This is a genomic window from Lactobacillus crispatus (assembly GCF_018987235.1).
GTDB classification, from domain to species: Bacteria; Bacillota; Bacilli; order Lactobacillales; family Lactobacillaceae; genus Lactobacillus; species Lactobacillus crispatus.
Genome location: NZ_CP072197.1, coordinates 1,710,693 through 1,731,176 on the forward strand (window position 1 = coordinate 1,710,693; position 20,484 = coordinate 1,731,176).

18 protein-coding genes are annotated in these 20,484 nt (G+C 37.6%); 5 read left to right on the top strand and 13 right to left on the bottom strand.

The features are described from left to right. Window positions 1–13 precede the first annotated feature (13 nt). The 4 genes from J6L97_RS08310 to J6L97_RS08325 form a co-directional block, all read right to left on the bottom strand. Entirely contained in the window at window positions 14–499 is a 486-nt protein-coding gene (locus J6L97_RS08310; RefSeq protein WP_054832748.1) for a PTS sugar transporter subunit IIA, read from the bottom strand. A 20-nt stretch (window positions 500–519) separates the two neighbouring features. Next, complete coding sequence (locus J6L97_RS08315; RefSeq protein ID WP_013086011.1) at window positions 520–1,017, bottom strand: hypothetical protein; 498 nt, start codon at window positions 1,015–1,017, stop codon at window positions 520–522. Further along, window positions 1,004–1,813 carry a MurR/RpiR family transcriptional regulator gene (locus tag J6L97_RS08320; RefSeq protein WP_013086010.1) on the bottom strand — a complete coding sequence of 270 codons (810 nt, stop codon included), beginning with the start codon at window positions 1,811–1,813 and terminating at the stop codon, window positions 1,004–1,006. Before J6L97_RS08320 ends, J6L97_RS08315 begins: the two co-directional genes overlap by 14 nt. Before the next feature lie 61 nt (window positions 1,814–1,874). Beyond that, window positions 1,875–3,755 carry a PTS sugar transporter subunit IIBC gene (locus tag J6L97_RS08325; protein ID WP_005724271.1) on the bottom strand — a complete coding sequence of 627 codons (1,881 nt, stop codon included), beginning with the start codon at window positions 3,753–3,755 and terminating at the stop codon, window positions 1,875–1,877. Window positions 3,756–4,365: 610 nt separating this feature from the next. On the opposite strand from J6L97_RS08325, the gene J6L97_RS08330 reads away from it, so the two are divergent. Then, window positions 4,366–5,172 carry a Cof-type HAD-IIB family hydrolase gene (locus J6L97_RS08330; RefSeq protein WP_057726555.1) on the top strand — a complete coding sequence of 269 codons (807 nt, stop codon included), beginning with the start codon at window positions 4,366–4,368 and terminating at the stop codon, window positions 5,170–5,172. Between the two features lie 55 nt (window positions 5,173–5,227). Here the strand turns inward: J6L97_RS08330 and J6L97_RS08335 are convergent, their stop codons facing one another. Continuing rightward, window positions 5,228–6,076, bottom strand: a complete 849-nt coding sequence (locus J6L97_RS08335) for a patatin-like phospholipase family protein (RefSeq protein WP_057726556.1) — start codon at window positions 6,074–6,076, stop codon at window positions 5,228–5,230. Window positions 6,077–6,143: 67 nt separating this feature from the next. After that, the gene (locus tag J6L97_RS08340; protein ID WP_054832749.1) at window positions 6,144–8,543 is read right to left on the bottom strand and encodes a phosphoketolase family protein; all 2,400 of its coding nucleotides are present in this window, start codon (window positions 8,541–8,543) and stop codon (window positions 6,144–6,146) included. Between the two features lie 300 nt (window positions 8,544–8,843). On the opposite strand from J6L97_RS08340, the gene J6L97_RS08345 reads away from it, so the two are divergent. From J6L97_RS08345 to J6L97_RS08355, 3 genes are all read left to right on the top strand, one after another. Next, window positions 8,844–9,608, top strand: a complete 765-nt coding sequence (locus J6L97_RS08345; RefSeq protein WP_057726557.1) for a DeoR/GlpR family DNA-binding transcription regulator — start codon at window positions 8,844–8,846, stop codon at window positions 9,606–9,608. A gap of 5 nt (window positions 9,609–9,613) precedes the next feature. Continuing rightward, window positions 9,614–9,973 carry a bacteriocin immunity protein gene (locus J6L97_RS08350; RefSeq protein WP_013086004.1) on the top strand — a complete coding sequence of 120 codons (360 nt, stop codon included), beginning with the start codon at window positions 9,614–9,616 and terminating at the stop codon, window positions 9,971–9,973. A 121-nt stretch (window positions 9,974–10,094) separates the two neighbouring features. Further along, the gene (locus J6L97_RS08355; protein ID WP_054832751.1) at window positions 10,095–10,922 is read left to right on the top strand and encodes a Cof-type HAD-IIB family hydrolase; all 828 of its coding nucleotides are present in this window, start codon (window positions 10,095–10,097) and stop codon (window positions 10,920–10,922) included. A 93-nt stretch (window positions 10,923–11,015) separates the two neighbouring features. Here J6L97_RS08355 and J6L97_RS08360 read toward each other — a convergent pair whose 3' ends face one another. The 6 genes from J6L97_RS08360 to J6L97_RS08385 form a co-directional block, all read right to left on the bottom strand. Next, the gene (locus J6L97_RS08360) at window positions 11,016–11,741 is read right to left on the bottom strand and encodes a GntR family transcriptional regulator (RefSeq protein WP_054832752.1); all 726 of its coding nucleotides are present in this window, start codon (window positions 11,739–11,741) and stop codon (window positions 11,016–11,018) included. Further along, window positions 11,741–12,667 (bottom strand): nucleoside hydrolase, encoded by a 927-nt coding sequence (locus tag J6L97_RS08365; protein WP_013086003.1) that lies wholly within the window; start codon window positions 12,665–12,667, stop codon window positions 11,741–11,743. The genes J6L97_RS08360 and J6L97_RS08365 overlap by 1 nt, the downstream gene beginning before the upstream one ends. Before the next feature lie 81 nt (window positions 12,668–12,748). Continuing rightward, window positions 12,749–14,758, bottom strand: a complete 2,010-nt coding sequence (locus tag J6L97_RS08370; protein WP_057726558.1) for a KUP/HAK/KT family potassium transporter — start codon at window positions 14,756–14,758, stop codon at window positions 12,749–12,751. Window positions 14,759–14,891: 133 nt separating this feature from the next. Then, window positions 14,892–15,584, bottom strand: coding sequence for a ribose-5-phosphate isomerase RpiA (gene rpiA / locus J6L97_RS08375; RefSeq protein ID WP_013086001.1), 693 nt, complete (start codon window positions 15,582–15,584; stop codon window positions 14,892–14,894). Then, on the bottom strand, window positions 15,584–16,510 hold the full coding sequence (gene rbsK, locus J6L97_RS08380) for a ribokinase (protein ID WP_013086000.1): 927 nt from the start codon (window positions 16,508–16,510) through the stop codon (window positions 15,584–15,586). The genes rpiA and rbsK overlap by 1 nt, the downstream gene beginning before the upstream one ends. 89 nt (window positions 16,511–16,599) lie before the next feature. Continuing rightward, a complete protein-coding gene (locus tag J6L97_RS08385; protein ID WP_057726559.1) occupies window positions 16,600–17,403 on the bottom strand; it encodes a DUF4931 domain-containing protein in 804 nt (267 codons plus the stop codon). 163 nt (window positions 17,404–17,566) lie between these two features. Here J6L97_RS08385 and J6L97_RS08390 point away from each other — a divergent pair, with 163 nt between their 5' ends. Further along, the gene (locus J6L97_RS08390) at window positions 17,567–18,862 is read left to right on the top strand and encodes an extracellular solute-binding protein (RefSeq protein ID WP_057726560.1); all 1,296 of its coding nucleotides are present in this window, start codon (window positions 17,567–17,569) and stop codon (window positions 18,860–18,862) included. 62 nt (window positions 18,863–18,924) lie between these two features. Here J6L97_RS08390 and J6L97_RS08395 read toward each other — a convergent pair whose 3' ends face one another. Further along, the gene (locus tag J6L97_RS08395; protein WP_057726561.1) at window positions 18,925–20,316 is read right to left on the bottom strand and encodes a hypothetical protein; all 1,392 of its coding nucleotides are present in this window, start codon (window positions 20,314–20,316) and stop codon (window positions 18,925–18,927) included. Between the last annotated feature and the right edge of the window lie 168 nt (window positions 20,317–20,484).

Below are 20,484 nucleotides of genomic sequence, written 5' to 3' on the forward strand. Positions count from 1 at the left end.
AGGGGAAAGTTGACTATTTAAGTTCGATAGTTTGTACTTTTTGGGAATGTTCAACACTGCCTTTTTCAATCGAAGTAACTGACTTAATCAGGTCCATGTTGGTGTAGACAACGATGCAGCTGTCATCGTATCCCTTGTCTGTAATCATTTGGAAATCCATTGTGGCTAAGGGTTGACCTTTCTTAACTTTATCGCCTTGACTAACATTCACTGTAAACGGAGCACCTTTTAGTTCAACAGTATCAAGACCCAAGTGAATCAAAAACTCAATACCTTGGTCATTCGTGATACCAATAGCATGTTTAGTTGGGAAAAGTGTGGAGATACTACCATCAACTGGTGCATAGATATGATTATCCTTAGGCTTGATAGCATAGCCATCACCTAACATCTTAGTTGAGAAGACATCGTCTTTTACATCAGTAATTGGCATAATGTCGCCATCAACTACCGCATCTACTTCAATACCCTTATTCTTTTTCTTAAAGAAATTAAACATAATTAATAACCTCTGGATTTCTAAAATTCAAGTAATAATATCAACATAAAGCTTGCGAGTAATAAACCAGCTGCAGTAAGTGAAATTGCGATTATTACTCGACTAACACCATCTTGCGTTTTCTTCAAAGCTTTTGCTCGATAAAAACCTAAGATAGCTAATACTACGCAAAGCAAGTTGCCAACAAAGAGCTGAGCAATCATCTGACTTCCCATCAAGAAGCGATAAGTCTGTCGATTGATTAAAAACTGCTTGTGGTTTAACAACATATAGTAGCCTAGTATGAAGTCAACGATAGCAACGATTGTACTAATCGCAATCATCGGCTGCTTCATAATCATCATCCGAATCGATTGACCAGAAGCACCGCTTCGTAGTGCAATCATCGCCCAAAACAATAGTGGAGCAATGAAAAGTACGTATGAATACCAAGTCAAAATCTTCTTAGTATCCAAGTGCATGCTTTCGGTTATTCGATCGATAAAGTTGCCAACTTTTCGTTTACTAATTGCCCACATTGATCTCTACATCCTCTCCTTGACTCTGTTGCCAAGCTACATATTCACTAATTACCAAATCAATTAAGAAGTACGCTGGGGTAAAGGCAACCTTCCCGCTCTTAAAGTCGGCATCATCAGTAAAGGCAATCGTTGGAAAATAAATGTTGTGCTGCACTAATGAAGCTAATTTATTTTGCTTCAGGTTAGTGAACGAAACATATTTGAATTTATCATTCACTAGTTCCAACTTAGTGATTTCCTCATTGATCGTTTTATTATCACCCGTAAACGAGATAATAAACAAAACATCGCCTTTTTGAGCAAAGCGTCCCGCAGCTTTTAATTCCTCTAATGCTGATGGCAAAACAGTTGCATGCTTGCCAACTACAAACAATTCATGAGCCAAATATTGTGCGATTAACTCTTGTTGCCAACCAGTAGAGTAAATGTAAATTGTCCCTGCATTATCTAAATCGCGATACAAGCTATTGAAATCACGTTGCTTGAAATATTTCAGTACATCTAAATTTACTTTACTAAGTTCCCGCGCAAAATTATTTTCAATTTTGATTGGTTTTTGCTTCGATTCGGCTAATTCGACCAAATCAAATTTAAGCTCACTGTAGCCACTTAGTCCTAGCTTTTTACATAACCGGAAAATTGCGGATTCGGATACATAAAGCTTTTTAGCTAATTTGGCTAAGCTTAACTTGCTACAGTCTCTCGGATTATTTAGAACATATTGAACTATCTGTTTTTCAGAATCATTCAACTTATGACTATTGTCATAGACCATTGATCTCAAATTTGCCATAATACCTGTGCCCTTATCAATATATAATTTATATATTAATGATAACACAAGCGCTTTCAGATTATAGCAATTGTTTCATTTGATCAACAACTTGATCGGCATCCAATCCGACAACGATGTCAACCTCGTTGTTATCTTTATGTTGTACTTCGTAAGAATCTGCGATCTTCTTGAATTCTGAATCTGGAGCGACCTTCTTAGGATCAACGACATGAGTTCTTACTCTAGTTGAGCAAGCAATGACATCTTGAATGTTGGAGTCACCACCAAGCAAGTCAACGATACCAGTAGCTCTTTCAATATAAGGATTATCTTGTTCAGTTGATACCTTAGCGTCGCCACCTTGTTGTTGCATTAAAGTGTTCATTTCATCAAGAACTTGAGGTACGTCCAAACCTACGATAACTTGGATAGCCTTACCGTGGTGTACGACATTGACAGCCTTGTTTGCTTTAAATGCGGCATCTGAAGCAACTTTATTTGGATCGGCAACAGATACACGTAATCTAGTAGCACATGAACTCAATTCTGTAATGTTTGAAGGACCACCTAATAATTCAAGGTAAGCAGTTGCTCTTTCAATGTAAGGGTCATTAGCGTCCTTACCAGCAGCTTCTGCAGCCTTCTTAGCCTTGTATTCTTTCTTTGAAAGAAGGTGAACATCTTGATCATCGGCTTCACGACCTGGAGTAATGTAGTTGAACTTCTCGATCATGATCTTGAAGACGAAGTAAGTGATAATACCGAAGATAATACCAACGATAAATTCCATGACGTAGGTCTTCCAGTGGTTTTGCCAAAGTGGAATCCAGTTCATTGAAGCGATACCGATCGCACCATCTGACATGAATCCTCTTAAACCAAAGGCCCACATAACTGTGTTCATCGTGGCTGACAATACTGAGTAAACTACCCAAAGAACTGGAGCAGCAAACAAATAAGTAAAGTCGATAGGTTCAGTAATACCAGCTAATACTGAGGTTAAAGCAGCTGGGATAAGCAAAGCTGAAGTTTGCTTCTTCTTGTTCTTCTTAGCAGTTGCGTAGAAGGCAAGACAGATAAATGGTACTAAGAATACCTTTTCGTTACCGTAAAGTTGGAATCCTTCAACTGAAGCGATTTGTGAAAGTGGTTTAGTACTTGCAGCGTATTCAGCAAGGTGTTTCAACCAGTATGGTTGCAAACCGCCGGCAACAACGGCTGGACCGAATTGGAATGGAATGTATACCAAGTGGTGAAGACCAGTAGGAATCAATACACGGTTCAAGAATTGGTAAATCCAAACACCGATAAATCCACTATCTACGATGAAGTGTTGCATGCTGGTGATACCCATTTGAACTTTTGGCCAGCCCCAGCAGGTAATGAGTGCTAAAGGAATCATTACGAAGAATGCTAAAGCGTAGACATAAGTTGAACCTTGGAAAGTACCAAGCCAGTCTGGCAACTTCTTGTCAAAGTACTTGTTGTGTAGCCATACAACAATCAAAGCAACAACCAAGGCACCTAAGATACTAGTGTCAAGAGTCTTGATACCAGCAATGTTAGTTAAACCGTGGTTAGTAGCGTTAGCAACAATTTGAATCTTGTCAAAGTTAGGAATACCAAATGCTGCACCCCAGTGGGTAAGCATTGCACCGATGAAGTAGTTGTAAGTCAAGTAAGCAATAACTGCTTCCATGGCTGCTCTACCTCTAGCCTTGTTGGCTAAACCGATTGGCAAACCTACAGTAAACAAAATACCTTCTTGGTTGAACACTGTCCAACCACCAGCTGAAATTGTGTCCCAAACTGAATTCCATGTAGTTCCCGGGTTGGCAATTGAACCAAACAGAGTCGGGTTATTGAACAAACTACCTAAAGCTACGACAATACCCGCAAACGAGAACAGCATAACTGGGACGAACATAGCGGCCCCAAACCGCTGTATTTTCTGCATCATAATCGTTTACCTCTGAAGAAAAAAATTAAATCAATAACTTATTCTTACATCTACACCTGCATCTACATCTTTATTTCATCAGATCAAGTCAACCGCAAGGTGCTCATACAATTGACTTTTGCCATTTGTGCTTCACACAAATATTTACTCCTCAAAAATGTTTTAAGATAAAACGTCCAGTTGATATCAAATTCTGAACTTAACTCTATCTTAGTAGCTAGCTTACATTTTTATTTATACCATAGTTTTAAGCTAATGTAAGCGTTTTTTAAAACTATGACTTATTGTTTCATAAAGTTAAGATGATATTTCATTTCATGAAATTTATTTCAGCCCTTCAATGATGTATATACCAATATTTATACCCCCTTTATTTTGCTTGTCGCGCCTATGTTTAATCATTTACTTTACATACAAAAATAACATGTCAATAAATATGCTATAGACATTCTCTATTTATACACATAAAATCCTCTGCAATATATTTCATTTCATGAAACGAAACAAGTGATAAAACCTTTTTCCTTTCCAAGATGAACTACTTTGCTTACTGAAATAACACAAAGTCTGGCATAATTAACGGTAAGTTAAATGCACAGGAGGAATTATTATGACAATCAAATTTATTGCACTTGATACCGATGGTACCTTGCTTAATTCAACAGGTAAGATTTTGCCCAGTACAAAAAAGGCAGTTAAAACAGCTTTAGACCAAGGAATAAAAGTTGCTTTATGTTCTGGTCGGCCAATCGCAGGATTAAAACATTTTATGGACGAATTAGGAATTATTGGACCTGATCAATATGCTATCACTCTTAATGGCGCAATTACCCGCACAGCAGATGGCAAGATAATGACTAAAGATCTAGTTTCTAATCGACTTTATCGTAAAATGTATGCTTTTGCTAACGAGCATCATTTACCTTTTAACGTTGTTTCCCCTGATTCAAAAATAATTACAGGAGATCATGATGTTGATTTAATGGTTTATACTCAAGCTTACGAAAATAGTGCGACTTTATACATTAGAGAGCCAGATGAATTGCCTAGTGATTTTGAAATTGCTAAAGGTTGTTTTGCCACTAAAGCTAAGTTGTTAGACCAATGGGAGGATAAAATTCGCCAAGAATTTGGGCAAGAGCTGTATATTGTTCGTGCCGACGATTGCTTCTTAGAGCTACTTCACCCTAATGTTAATAAAGGAACCGGATTAAAAGAATTAACTGAAAAACTTGGCATTACTCCAGAAGAGGTCATGGCAATTGGAGACGAAAGAAATGATATTACCATGTTTGACTTTGCTGGAACAGCTGTTTGCATGGGTAATGGCTCCGAAGAAGCGAAAAAGCATGCTGATTATGTTACCACTTCAAATGACGAAGATGGCATCAGCAATGCTTTTGAGAAATTTTTATAATCAACCTAAAACAAGTATCTGAGAAGTGATTAATCTTTCCTAGATACTTGTTTTATTATTTGTTCAAATATTCACGCAAAGTTGGCAAAATTTTCTCCGCCTCAACTCGTCCGCCCTCATACACTCGTCGCATCTCTTTTTTATCTGTTTCTAAAGTGCCAATTTCAAGCGGAAACGGTGGACGAATAATAAACGCCTTGCCAGCTTCTTCATCCTTTTCCATTTGGTCAAGCACTGCGTTATAATCCTCAGCTCTAGTAGCCAATTTTTTTACTACTGCAGGGTATTTCCTTAAAATTACTTTTTCCAGTGGATAGAGCTTACTCTGCTTTTTGCGATAAGACTTCGGCTGTGTAGCAATGACTACCTTTTTATCACAGTTTTGCTGCTCTAAAAAATCATACGGAATTGAATCAGATACACCGCCATCAAAGTAATAATGCCCATGAATTGCAACTGGATGAGCAAAAAATGGAATCGACGACGAGGCTCTAATCCACTCTAAGTCAACATAACCTGCATCATGTAATTGATGATAAACCGGCTCACCTGTTGCAGCATCAGTTGCAACACACCAAAAGTCCATTGGATTAGTCATAAATTTTTCTTTATCAAAAACATCCAACTTATCAGGCAAAATATGGTAACAAAAGTTAGCCGCATACAAATTGCCTGACCGCCGCCATGACTTCCAACTAGCATAATATGGTTTCCCCGCAAAGCGCATGTTGTAGCGCAATACTCTTCCCTTTTGCTCCGACTTCAAGTTTACGCCAAAGGCAGCACCGGCTGAAACGCCAATTGCTAAATCAAAGGTTATGTCATTTTCTAAAAACGCATCAATTACGCCAGCTGTAAACAGCCCACGCATTGCTCCACCTTCAAGTACTAACCCACTTTTCATATTTTCCCTCTTTATCAAAAAAAGACCTACGCTTTTCGCATAGGTCTAATTTATTCTTATTTTAATTTTACTTCAAGCCCGACCATTGCCATTCAGTTACTTCTGGCATATCCTTACCATTGTCACGAATGTATTGATGGTGCTTTTCAAGCAAGTCATCCATGTGACTTATGAAGTCCGCATTCTTGCCCTTCAAAGCTGGGATGCTTTCTACGGCATCCTTAGCTAGGTCAAAGCGATCAAGATGATTCAATACCCGCATGTCAAATGGGGTAGTAATATCACCATTTTCTTCATAGCAGTGAATATGAACATTGTAGCGCTTGCGAGCAAACCAGATGGATTCCATCATGCTCTTGTAGCCATGCCATGCAAAGATTACTGGCACATCCTTAGGGAATAATCTGTCAAATTCTTCAGTTGAAAGACCATTCTTGTTGTCCTTAGGATCCATGAGCTTCATGACGTCAACTACGTTAATGTAGCGAATCTTCAAATCTGGGAACTTCTTGTGCAAGATATCGATTGCGGCTAAAGTTTCAATAGTTGGTTCAGTTTCAGTTGAAGCAAAGACAACGTCTGGCTTAACGCCCTTATCAGTTGAAGCCCAGTCAATGTAGCTTAAGCCCTTGTCAACCAACTTTTGTGCTTCTTCAATTGAGAACCATTGTGGACGAGGCTGCTTAGAAGTTACCAAGACATTGATGCATTCTCTGTCTTGCAGTGCCTTGTTGCCCACTGCCAAAAGCGTATTAGTGTCTGATGGCAAGTATTCATGAACAAGATCTGGACGGTTCTTTTCATACAAGTGAGTCAAGATACCTGGATCTTGGTGAGTGTAACCATTGTGGTCTTGTTGGAATACAGTTGAAGTTGCGACAAAGTTAAGTGATGGATAATCATGACGCCAGTATTGTTCCTTAGCTTTTCTTAACCACTTCATGTGTTGCGTGAGCATGGAGTCAACTACTCGGCCAAAGGCTTCATAAGTAGCGAAGAAGCCATGACGACCAGTCAAAACATAGCCTTCAAGGAAGCCCTCATCTTGGTGTTCTGACAATTGTGAGTCAATCACACGGCCACTTGGAGCCAGGTTTTCATCATTTGGTTCATGAACTTCTGGTTCCCATTGGCGCTTTTGATCATCAAGTAATTGGAACAAGCGGTTTGATTTAGATTCATCTGGACCAAAGCCGCGGAAAGTAGTTGGGTTGAGCTTAGCAACTTCATCCAAGTACTTAGCCCATTCAACCATGTCTTGGGCTTCAACTGAACCTGGCTTGTCAAACTTCAAAGCAAATTTGCGGTAGTCTGGCAAGTTAAGCCGCTTAGGATCAAGACCACCGTTAGTGATTGGGTTCATGGCCATTCTATGTTCACCCTTAGCAGTGTTTTCAGTTACGATTTCCTTAGGTGAACCGTCTTCATTAAACAATTCTTCCGGCTTGTAGCTTTCCAGCCAATCAGTAAGCATATCAACGTGTTTCATATTGCCTTGAGCAACTGGAATTGGAATTTGGTGAGCCCGGAATGAATTTTCAATTGGGTTGCCATCCAAGTCCTTCTTTGGACCAGTCCAGCCCTTAGGGCATTGGAAAATAATCAGTGGCCAATGTGGCAAGGTAGCATCATTGTTTTCACGGGCATGCTTTTGAATAGCCTTGATTTCTTCAATGACTTCATCCATGGTCTTAGCCATTTCTTCGTGAACCTGCATTGGGTCCTTTTCACCGTCAAAACGGCCGCCCTTAAAGACTGAAACAAAGTGAGGATCCCAACCCATGCCGCGGAAGTATTCGGTTAATTCTTGATCGCTCATGCGAGAAACAATGGTTGGGTTAGAAATCTTAAAGCCGTTGATTTGCAAGATTGGCAGAACTGCACCATCTTTAATTGGGTTAATGAACTTGTCACTAAACCATGAAGCAGCTAAGGGACCAGTTTCAGCTTCACCATCACCAATTTCAACAGCGGCAATAACATCTGGATTATCCAAAACAGCACCAGTACCGTGTGAAAGTGAGTAGCCTAATTCCCCACCTTCATGAATTGAACCTGGAGTTTCAGGAGCAGCGTGAGAAGCAACACCACCTGGGAAACTAAAGCGTTTGAATAGCTTAGCCATCCCCTTTTCGTCCTGGGTAATCTCTGGGTAACGTTCAGTATATGAACCATCAAGATATGAGTTAGAAACCATTACCTGACCACCGTGACCTGAACCCTCAATATAAAACATGTTCAAGTCATACTTCTTAAGCACACGATTCAAGTGAGCATAGATAAAGTTTTGTGGTGCAATCGTGCCCCAGTGACCAATTGGCTTAGGCTTAACGTCTTCTGCCACCAACGGAGTCTTGAGAAGCGGATTCTTCATCAAGAACAATTGACCAACTGACAAGTAGTTGGCTGCGCGCCAATATGCATCAACGCTCTTTAAATAGTCTTTTGAGTCATAATCAACTGCCATCTTATTCTCCTTTGAGCATTTAAGAGTGCTCTTGTTCATTTGTTCTTTTGTTTACACTTATATCATACCAAATTATCTAAAAAGTTCAACTATTTTTATAATTGGATCCTACCAATTTAAAAAATAAGTATTTAATTTAAAATTGCATCCCTTTTTTGTTGCTATATCAACCTTTTAATGCTTTGATATAAGTATTTAATTGCTTAAATACTGATAAGTACAGATAAACAAATATCAAATACTGACATAATCAGTGCAAAATTATTCATTCATGTTAAATTACTAAATGGAGGGCATGAGATGACCCAAGAAGAAAGATTAATACAAATTAAACAGTTACTTGAAAAAAAGCACCAATTATCAACTAGACAGATTGCAGCTCACTTCAATGTATCATTTGATACGGCAAGACGAGATGTAATTCATCTAACTGAAACTGGTCAAGCAATTAGAGTTCATGGTGGTTTGATGGAAATTAATTGCAACAGCGTACCTGATTTTTTAGCAAGAAATCAAGTACAATCACCGGTTAAGATGAAAATGGCTAGAATGGCAAAGAGATTTGTTCATCCAGGTCAATGTGATTTCATCGGTTCATCAACTACGTTAAAGCAGCTCTGTCCAATGCTTAATGGTATTGACATGCAGATCGTCACGAATTCAATCGACAACGCATTAAGCTTATTAGCAACAGAAATCCCATCAGTCAGATTGTTGGGCGGCGTTATCAACAAAAAGCAGCGTTTCATTTATTCTGAAACAGCATTAGAAATATTGCGTCAAATCCATTTCAATACTGCATTTATTGGTGGATCTCGAATCAGAGATGACGGCGTATATACACCAAGCATGGCTGATTCCAAAATTATCGAAACCGCCGCTAGTCGCGCTAATCAAGTTGTATTAGTTGCCGAAAAATATAAATTTACTAATCAATCCTCTTCGCCATACATGTCTGTCCCCCTCAATCAGATCGATGTCCTTATTACCGACACCCCATTGCCTGAGGAATTAAAGCATCATTTTAATCCAAAAACGCAAATTATACCTGTTTTAAAGGAGTGATAGTTATGTTCAGTCTCTTTAACCAAAAGAAACAAAGCGAAAGTCGTGAAGTATACCAAGATTTGAGGCATTTTTATAATAGTTTTTTTAGCAATATCTACAATGAAATGAATATTGGTCGCTATCGGCAGATTCGCGATGCAATTGGGCTTGTTCTTAATAAGTTCGACAGTGGTGATCATCCTCTTGAATACACTAGCAAATTGGTCATGTATATTCAGGCTCGAGTTGCCATGAATCACCTGCATCTAACTCATGAACAGCAAGACCTAATGAAAAAGCTAAGTGACGCTACCAAATATGTAAATCTTTCTTATGTTTATCTGAGTCCGCTCACTTCGGTAGAACAATTTGTTAATATTTAAGTGTATCTAGAACCTGCTCTAGATGAAAAAATGAATCCAAAAAGACCGAGTAGCTGATCTGCTCGGCCTTTTTATGCAATAATATTGTTAAAAGATATAGATTTTTTCAAAGGAAATAATTATGACAAAATTACCATTCAAAGTTGTTGCTGTCGATATGGATGGCACTTTCATGCATGATGATCAAACTTTCGATCACAAGCGCTTTGACCGCATCTTAACAGAATTACACAAAAAGGGGATTCACTTTATCGTTTCAAGTGGGCGCCCTTATACCAGATTACGCAAAGATTTTGCTGGCTTTTTAAACCGAATCGACATGATTGCTGACAATGGCTCGCTTTTGCTTCAAGATAATCAAATTATTAGCACTCATTTGCTCACTTATAAAACAACCTTAGATCTAATAAGTTTTATCAAAGAGCATTATTCCAAGAGTTCAATTATTGTCACTGGGATCAACAATTCATATACAACTATTAATGCTTCTCCTAGTTTTAAGCAGACGATGAACTTCTATTACCCCGATCGAATTGAAGTTACTGATTTAGCAGCGGCTATCAATCCGCAGGATATGATTACTAAAATCACCTTAAGTTATCAATATGATTTTTCCGCGGAATTAGAAAAAGAATTCAACCAAACCCATGCCGAGAAGATTCACTGTACTTCTAGTGGTTTCGGTTTGCTTGATATTGTGCCTTACAGCGTTAATAAAGGGAGCGCTCTAAAATACTTCTTACGCTATTTTGGTGCTAAACCCAATGAATTAATTGCCTTTGGCGACGGAATGAATGATGCTGAGATGTTAAAACTAGCCGGTTACAGTTATGCGATGGCTAATGCAGAAGATCAAGTTAAGAAAATCGCCAAGTATGAGGCCCCGAATAACAATGATGATGGGGTTTTAGAGGTGCTTGATTCATATTTAGCTAAAGTAGAGAAATAATAATTACTGTAAACTAAAACCGTCTGAATGAGCAAAATAAAAAAGTAGCCAAGTTTTCTTAAACTAATTGACTTAAGAAAACACAGCTACTTTTTATTTACCCAAATTAACAAAGGTATTAAAGTTCATATAATGATAATGCACGCGCATATTTGATACTTCAAACGGCGTCCCATCATCCAAGAAGAAGATCCCTTCCATTACACCAACAGGTTCAGTCGACTTCAAATTTAGCTTCTGCTGATCTTCTTCATTCGATGGTTCAACAGTGATATTCAAGAATGACTTAGTAACGGTCTTTCCCTGTTCATCTTCCAAATAGTTAAACAAAGACTTTTGTAAAGTCTCTGGCTTTAATTCCGGCACAATTTTAATCGGCAAATATCCAGTCTCAATTAAAAATGGTTGTTCATCTAACAGTCGTAGACGCTTGAATTCATAAACAAAATCATTTTCATTTAAAAATAAGTCTTCCGCAATTTCTTTAGTTGCCTTAATCACATGAAAATCAAGCAACTTAATTTGTTGTTTTTTACCAGGGACTTTAAAAGAATCAGTGATTCCAAGATTCGATCCATCATAACGAAACATTGCCCGATTGCGCAAATATAGTGGATTAATAAAAGTTCCACTACCTCGCTTTTTAAAAACGATCCCTTGTTGAGCCAACAGCTCCAGCGCACGCTTCATTGATGATCGACTTACCTGATAGTGTTCGGCTAGACTGCGTTCATCAGGCAGTCGCATCCCCTCATACTGATTATTCAAAATATTCTGTTTAATGTCATGCATAACTGTCCGATAAACATAATCTGCCATTATTCTCGTCCTTGATCTGCCTTTTTAATACTATCAATAAACCAAGTTGCAAACTTATCCAAGTCCACATCTGTCGCAATCTCCGCATTGGCATGTTCTTGGTCCATAAAATCCATTACGCTGGCACCATAAGTATATTGCCCGCGCAATTCAATATTCACGTTTGCCTTTTTCATTGTAAACATTTCCGGATGAAGCATAATTCCAACTGCAGTCGGATCATAAATCTTAATTCGCGGATCACCGTCTGGTTCATGAATGTTAGAGAAAAGTGAATACAACATATTACCCACTTCACCACATGTCTTAACTTTATCCATTTGCTCTGGTGTTAAATGGGCCTTATTTCCAATTTCAAGTGGAGCAACCTTAACTGGTAATCCACTATGAAAAACTACCTGCGCTGCTTCCGGATCTCCCGCAATATTATATTCCGCAAATGGGCTATGATTTCCGTGACCAATATTACCACCCATAATTACAATTTCCGCAATATTTTCTTTAACTTCAGGATATTGCTTAAAAAGTAAGGCAAAGTCAGTTAATGGTCCAATGCCCATCAGAGTTATTTTTTCTGGACTACTTTTAATTTCCTTAGCCATCAACGTTGCAGCAAGACCAGGTTCAATTAAAGAATCATCAGCTTGTTCAAATTCAAAGCCGGCAATCCCTGTTTTACCATGAACCGAAGCAGCACTAATCATTGGTGCCACCAGTGGTTGATTAGCACCCACTACGACAGGAACCTTAGTATGCAAAAACTTTTCTAAATTTAAGGTATTTTGCAAGGTATATTTCAGTGCCACGTTACCCCAAGTAGGCACAATCATGCGCACATCAAGTTCTTGTGCAAAAAGACTAATCGTCATGGCAGCAATGTCATCAATGCCAGGATCAGTACTGATAATTAAAGGTCTCTTGTTCATAAAATTATCCTCTCGTATTAAGTACTTTTATAATAGCAAAAAACCAACCAATTAAGAAAGTGGTTGGTTTTATTCTAATAATTATTTTTCTTTTTTGGGTTTAATACGTTGAATGTGTTCTTCTTCATGGTCACCTAATACTAATGGCACACGCTCAACCACAGTATCGGCATACTCCAGTCCGAACCAAGATGCAGGGTTAGAAGATAAATTCTGCAGCCATACTCTTGCTTCAACCATGAACTTTTCATAGCCTGTCAATTTAGTTAATGGACTAATTACGTCGTTAACAATTACAAAGGCGAAGTCCCCTACATCACGACCCGGTGTAGTAGTGAATTGTTGTGGTTGAACTTCAATCGTTCCATCAGCGATCAAATCATGAACAATTTGCCGCAAATAAACATTTACACTGGTTTGTTTTCTAAAACCTAAATACAACTGAACGTTAATTACATTCTTAGTACCATAAGTATTGACCGCGTATTCTGCAGTATATGGCTCGTTAGTAACATTAACAGTTACAAACCAGTAAGCCTTAGCCCGTTTAGGTCTCTTATCCAAAATTGAATAAAGCATTTCGCGCTTAATGAATTTATTATACTTAACCTTAGCCATATAAACTACATTCGTAGCGTAAACTGGATAATCATCACAGTGGCTCAACTCAGTCAACATATCTGTATATTCATCTAAGCGAACATAAGCATTCTGCTCCTCACGCTTATCACGGATCTTATTGCCATAGAACCACACGTACATGATTGCCAAAATAAAACCAGCAATTAAAACAGTGACGTAACCGCCATGCAAAAACTTAGTTAAGCTTGAGAATAAGAACATCCCTTCAATAAAGGCAAAGACTACTAAGAAAATGCATCGTATTGATAGCGCGGTACCTTTTTTACCCAGATATTCAAATAATAAGATAGTTGTCATCAACATGGTAACCGTGATGGCCAGACCATATGCTGCTTCCATATGATGTGAAGTTCTAAATAAGAAAACAATTGCAACTGTAATGACACAGATCATCTTATTAATTGAAGGAATATAAATCTGTCCCTTCTCATTTGAAGGATAGATAATATTCATTCTTGGTAAAAATTTTAAACTACTTGCTTCAGCTACTAAAGTGAATGAACCCGTAATCAAAGCCTGAGAAGCAATAATAGCGGCAATCGTAGCCAAAGCAATAGCAAACAATCTTAGACTACTTGGTACTGCTTCAAAAAATGGATTGAAATCACCATTACCAGCATGATAATTAGCATTTTGTAAAATCCAGACGCCTTGCCCTAAATAGTTTAAAATCAAGCAAACAAACACATAAGGCCAAGAGCCCATAATATTACTTTTCCCGACATGTCCGACATCTGAATAAAGAGCCTCAGCACCAGTAGTTGCCAAGAAAATTGAACCTAAAATCAAAATACCCACTTTATTAGCAGGACTAAATAAAATACGCAAAGCATGAATTGGATTAATTGCATCAAGCAAACTCCAATCATGGCTTAAGTTCATAAGTCCAATAAGCCCTAAAAAAGTAAACCACAGGAGCATGATTGGACCAAAGGCCTTACCAATCACACTCGTTCCCATTCTTTGAATTGAAAATAGTAAAACCAGGATAACAATAGTAATCAAGATAACCATATCTTGCGACGAAACTGGAATTACATCACCAAAGCGCATATTTTTCAAGCCTTCAATTGAAGTTGTAACAGTCACAGCTGGAGTTAATGTCCCATCAGCTAACAATGCTGCTCCACCAATTAAAGCTGGGATAACTAGCCATTTAGCCCTCTTTCTAACCAATGCATAAAGAGAGAAGATCCCTCCTTCACCATGATTAGTCGCCTTCAAGGCAATTATCACATATTTGACCGTTGTCAATAATGTAACAGTCCAAAAAATCAACGAAATGGAGCCAACAATTAGTTCACGGTTAACATTACTAATTCCACCATTTTCAGTCACAATCGACTTCATAACATACAAAGGACTAGTACCAATATCACCATAGACAATGCCGATAGCAATTAAAAGGCCAGCAAAAGACACCTTTTGCTTACCAGATATTTTATTCATAAGTTTTTATCCTCTATTTCACTTAAAAATTAAAATTTTTACTAGTATAGAAAAAGTCTAGATTTTTTGCAATAAAAATATATCTTTTTTGAAAAAATAAAAAAGGAGATGAAATCTCCTTCAGTCACTTAATTTACTTTTTCTTATCTTCGATGGTGCCATCACTATGAGCAATAATTACTTCGTCACACATATCCAGGAACAAGCCATGTTCAACTACGCCAACAGTATGATCAAGGTAATCAGCTAAACCATGAGGTGCTGGAACAGGATCTGCAGCCAAATCAATAATATAATTTCCATAGTGAGTCACATAACGTTGATTGCCATCCATACGCCACCGAGGCTTTAATCCTTCTTGTTCAAAACGTTTAAAGTTTTGTTCACAAGAAATTGGTAAAACTTCAACTGGTAATGGGAAGCCGCTTAAACGATGCACTAATTTTGATTCATCAACGATCCAAATGATCTTCTTAGAATTGATTGCTACATTTTTTTCTAAAGTTAATGCACCACCGCCGCCTTTGATTCCATCCAAGTTATTGGCAACCCGATCAGCACCATCTACAGTTAAATCAGCTTGATCAATATCGGCCAATTCACTAACTTTAAAGCCTAAGCCCTCAAGTTGTTTTTTACTACGGTTACTAGTAGTTACGATAGCCTTCAGTTTTAAGCCGTCTTCATCTTTGCGCTTACCTAAAGCATCAATGAAAAAGGCAACGGTTGAACCTGTACCAACGCCCAATACCATACCTGATTTAACCATGGCAGCTGCTTTTTCTGCTGCTTCTTTTTTCAAACGATCTTGTTCTTGCTTGTTCATTATTCATCATCCTCCATCGCCTGTTTAACTTCCTGTTCAGTTGGAATTGAAGGCTGAGCACCTAAACGTTGTACGGCAATTGAAGATGCACGACTTGCAATTTTAGCTGCTTCTTCAAAGTTAGATAGGTCAGAATTCAAATTGCTTACCAAATATCCAATAAAGGTATCTCCTGCACCAGTAGTATCGGCTGCTTCAACTTTATAAGCTGGTATTAATTCTTCAACATCGGGAGTTGAAATATACGCACCCTTATCACCATAGGTAATAACCACGTTTTTTACACCAAGCATGTGTAGTTTTTCTGCATTAGTGGCCAGCGTTGAATTATCTTTAATTGCAATGCCAGTGATCTTGGCACTTTCAGTTTCATTCGGTGTAATGATATCAGTATATTGCAGTAATTCTTTAGGAATCTCATCAACTGCAGGAGCTGGATTTAAAATAGTGATTTTTTTGGCCTTTTTAGCAATCTTAAATGCTTCAAGCGTCACATCTAATGGGATTTCGAATTGAGCAATTACACAATCCCAACTCTTAATCAAATCACCAGCTGCACGGATATCTTCCACTGTCAGTTCATAATTTGCGCCGTGATCAATAATGATGTCATTTTGCCCAGCTTCATTCAACGTGATATAAGCATGGCCTGTCTTTGCTCCCATTGTGGTTTGCACATAAGTTGTGTCCACGCCATAACTCTTGAGCTGATGCGTGATAAAATTTCCTTCACTATCTTCACCTACACGGTTAATAAAGTAAGTTTCAGCTCCACTTTTAGCAGCTGCAATTGCCTGATTAGCACCCTTACCGCCACCAGCAGTAGTAATGTCTAGCGCATTAATTGTTTCACCAGGCTTAGGAAAGTCTTTTACATGTAATGTTGTATCAACATTACTTGAACCAATAACTACAATCTTCTTCATTATGAGCATCCTCTTCTAAAAATGGATTTATTCAACCTCAATTATAACAAAAAACGTATTCAAAATATTGAACACACATTTTTGAAATCTTACTGTAAAATACCACCATTAACGAAGCCTTTTAAGCGCTCAGCTTCCCACTTCAATGTATCTGAATCGTCAACTTGCGAGATCTTATACCCAACGAAATATGGTGAAGCATAGAATCGTGGAATAATCTTGCAACAAGTACCTTGACCATCATTAATTGGATAGAAAAATAAGTTATAAGAATCAACACCATGTGACAAGACTGAACGCACATATTGTGTGCCCTTTTGAATCAAATCGGCCCAAGTATTCAAATTAGTATTATCATGTGTCAAAATATTTACTTCTTGGTAGCCTTGAACTGGACGCGCTGATAAGTTCATTTCAACTGAACCCGAACGCCCGACTTCAAATCCTTTAAAGTTATCAGCGCCAATATCGTGATAGCCATCTTTATGATATAAGCCCACGATCTGCATATGTGGATGAGTTAAAGAACCATCAGACTTGGGACCAAAATTTTTATACCAAAGCACACTCTGATAACGGCCTGAATTATTCATTTTTTGAAAACACTTCAAGCCAAACTTCATCAACTCTTGATTATCTTCACGCGTATAAGTTGAAATATCTCCCTGGTGATCACTTGATTCAATTAAAATTGTTTGATTAGTATCCTTTAACGTAGGGTACTTATTCTTCAACCAAATCTTATCGCCATCTTTTTCATAAATATTAATTAGATGCTGCACATCACAAAAAGGACAGCCAGCATTCTGATTTCCTTGCCGATTACCATAATCATAATCATATGGCTTACGCTTACCAATTGAATATTCATACACTAAAGGATTCTTGTCCATATTTTTCACCTGCTAAACCAAAGATATCATACATTTAACATCATTTTAACAATTTTATCGGTTAATTGTGAACATTTTTATTAATAAAGCTAGGAATAGTACGTCTATCTATGATAAACTACCTTTGTAAAAGAAATACATGATATACATGAGAGGAAGAATCATGAAATTCTATAAAAAATTGGTACTTACTGGTGCCGCAGCTTTAGCTGTTCTAGGCTTGAGTGCATGTTCAAATAATAATTCTAGTTCATCTTCATCTAATAAGAAGATTCCAACTAAGATTAACAAGAAGACTACCGTTACCTTTTGGTATTCACTAACTGGTAATGCGCAAAGCAGTTTGCAAAAATTGACTAAAGATTTTGAAAAGAAAAATCCTAACATTACTATCAAGTTGCAAAGCCAAGGTGGCAACTACTCTGATTTACAATCTAAGTTGGTTTCAGGTTTGCAATCGCCAAAGGATTTACCGACAATTACTCAAGCTTATCCTGGCTGGCTTTACAATGCTGCCAAGAACAATATGCTTGTTAACCTAACCCCATACATTAACAATTCTGAAATTGGCTGGGGCTCATATGCTAAGAGTGGCATTAAGAAATCTCTTTGGAATGGTGCAAACATCAACGGTACACAATATGGTGTTCCTTTCAACAAGTCAGTTGAAGTACTTTTCTACAATAAGACCTTACTTGATAAGTATGATGTTAAAGTCCCAACTAACATGAGTGAATTGGCTTCTGCATCCGCAAAAATTTACCGTGAAAGTCACCACAAAGTACGCGGTGTTGGATTTGATGCTTTAAACAATTACTACATGATGCAAATGAAGGAAACTTACGGCAAAGACTTCAATAAGAACTTAAACTTTGCTGCCAAGGATTCCGTTAAAGCCATCAACTACTACGCTAATGGAGTAAGAGCCGGCTACTTCATGCAAGCTGGTACTGAAAAGTACATGTCAACTCCATTCAACAATGGTCGCGTTGCTATGTTCATCGGTTCAACTGCCAATGAAGCTTACCTTAAGCAAGGACTTAAGAAGGGTTACACTTATGGTGTAGCTGCTCGTCCAAGCACGATGAACGTACAACAAGGTACTGACATTTATATGTTAACCGCAATGCAAAAGTCAGCTGCGTTTAAGTACCTTAAGTTCTTAACTTCTAAGTCATCACAACTTTACTGGGCTAAACAAACAGGCTACATGCCAGTTAATACTGCTGCTATCAACGACAAGGTTTACCAATCTGCCAAGAACAGCAAGATCCCAGCAATTATTGCCAAGACCTCTAAGAACCTTTACTTCTTACCAGTAACTAAGAATGCTACTGCCGCATATGATCAAGTTAATGCTAACATGCAAACCATTTTAGCTAAGGCAAGTAAAAAGCAATCATGGAATAGCGATATCAAGACTGGTAAAGATAAGCTTGATGCTGCTTGGAAGCAATAATTTTTCAAATAAAATATATATCAAAAAAAGAAGTTCAGTATTAATTGAACTTCTTTTTTTACCTAATTATTTACTAAAAATGGATATTGAATTTGATCATTATCAGTTACATTCAACTTGTAACGAGCACGATATAAAGCCTTTTCTACCGCTAATTGCCCTGCAGTTGTGGCCATTGCAATCGAATATGACTTGTGTGGTGAATTGATCAGGATTTGACTGATAGAATGCTTAATGTATGACTGGATTAGAATGACATAATTCGATTCCTTACATGCACGTAAAACATTAGAAGCCTGTTTCATCTCGATAATTCGAGCTACTCCATTGTGTGCTTCAATCACCTTAGCCAAGTTAGAGGTTAAGCTCTTGTCTCCTATAACTCGTTTTTTATCGAGGTCAAAATCAATTCGGGAAGTATAGTCTTCATTTTGCTTTTCAGACGACTGCTTCTCCTTTTTTTCTAATTGATGCAATAAAGACTTGTGTCTACCTTTAGTCTTGTGCTTTTCCGTTTCTTTATTTTTATCCGGCTTTTCCTTCTTTTCTGGAATAGTAACTTCAGCTTCGGCATAACGCCATCTAACCCTAATGAAGGATGGATCACTGACTCGCCAAACAATACTAATCAGGTCATTTTCGTGTAAGTTAAAGTGACTTACAGTATTCATGTCTAAGTATAAAATAGCTTTTTCAGGATTTACTTGACTTAGGTTTTTGCCATTAGAGTCCTGCTTGATGTATAAACCAAAAGAATCACGGTGAACTACCGCTGGACCAAATTCGATAATTTCCTCATCTGGCGCAAAAGACTTTGCATGATGCTCAACTTTAATAATTGGACGATTGCCACTGTCATTTAAGTGATCTAGCAAAGTAACTGTATCACCGTTTTCCAGCTTTTCAATTCTAGTCAAGTGTTCATTAAAATATTGTACTGAATGACCATTCTCATCCACTGCTTCTGCACCTAGCAGCTTACGTCTAATCTCATATTGTTTTTCCTTTGGTTTAGCCACAGGAATTATTTTCTTAACCACAGGCTTAGGAATAGGAGTTATGGTCGCATATTTGTTTTTATTCTTTAAAACCGTAGGACTCAGAGCTTTAGCAGCTTCTTCTTTTTTAGCTTTTTCTTTTTCAAGCTCTTCCTTCGTTTTTTTCGGCTTTATTTTTTCTACAGTATTTTCATCATTTTCTTTTTTAGTTTCTATTTCAGTTTTATTTTCTAGCTTATTCTCAGTTTTTATTTCTGGCTCATTTTTTACAGCCTGATCAGCTTTTTCCGCAATTTTAACGACTTCATTCTTATTCTCAGGTGGATTGCCTAGTACTGCCTGGTTATATATTTTACTAATAATTTTCAACGCAATCATTGACTGCTTCAGTGATTGGGGATCGCTCCCCGTCGCCTGCATTAAATCAATAATATCTTTTCTATAATCAATCGTCATATATTTACCTTCTTATTTCTTAAATATGAATATTATACAAAAATTCGAGACTGTAAAATAGTTTGTGTAAGGATGAATGATTCCTTAAATTTATTTCTTTAAACATTAGAAAAAGGAGTTCCTTTCTCGTATGATTGGTTTGAACAAAAAAACACATACAGAAAGAAG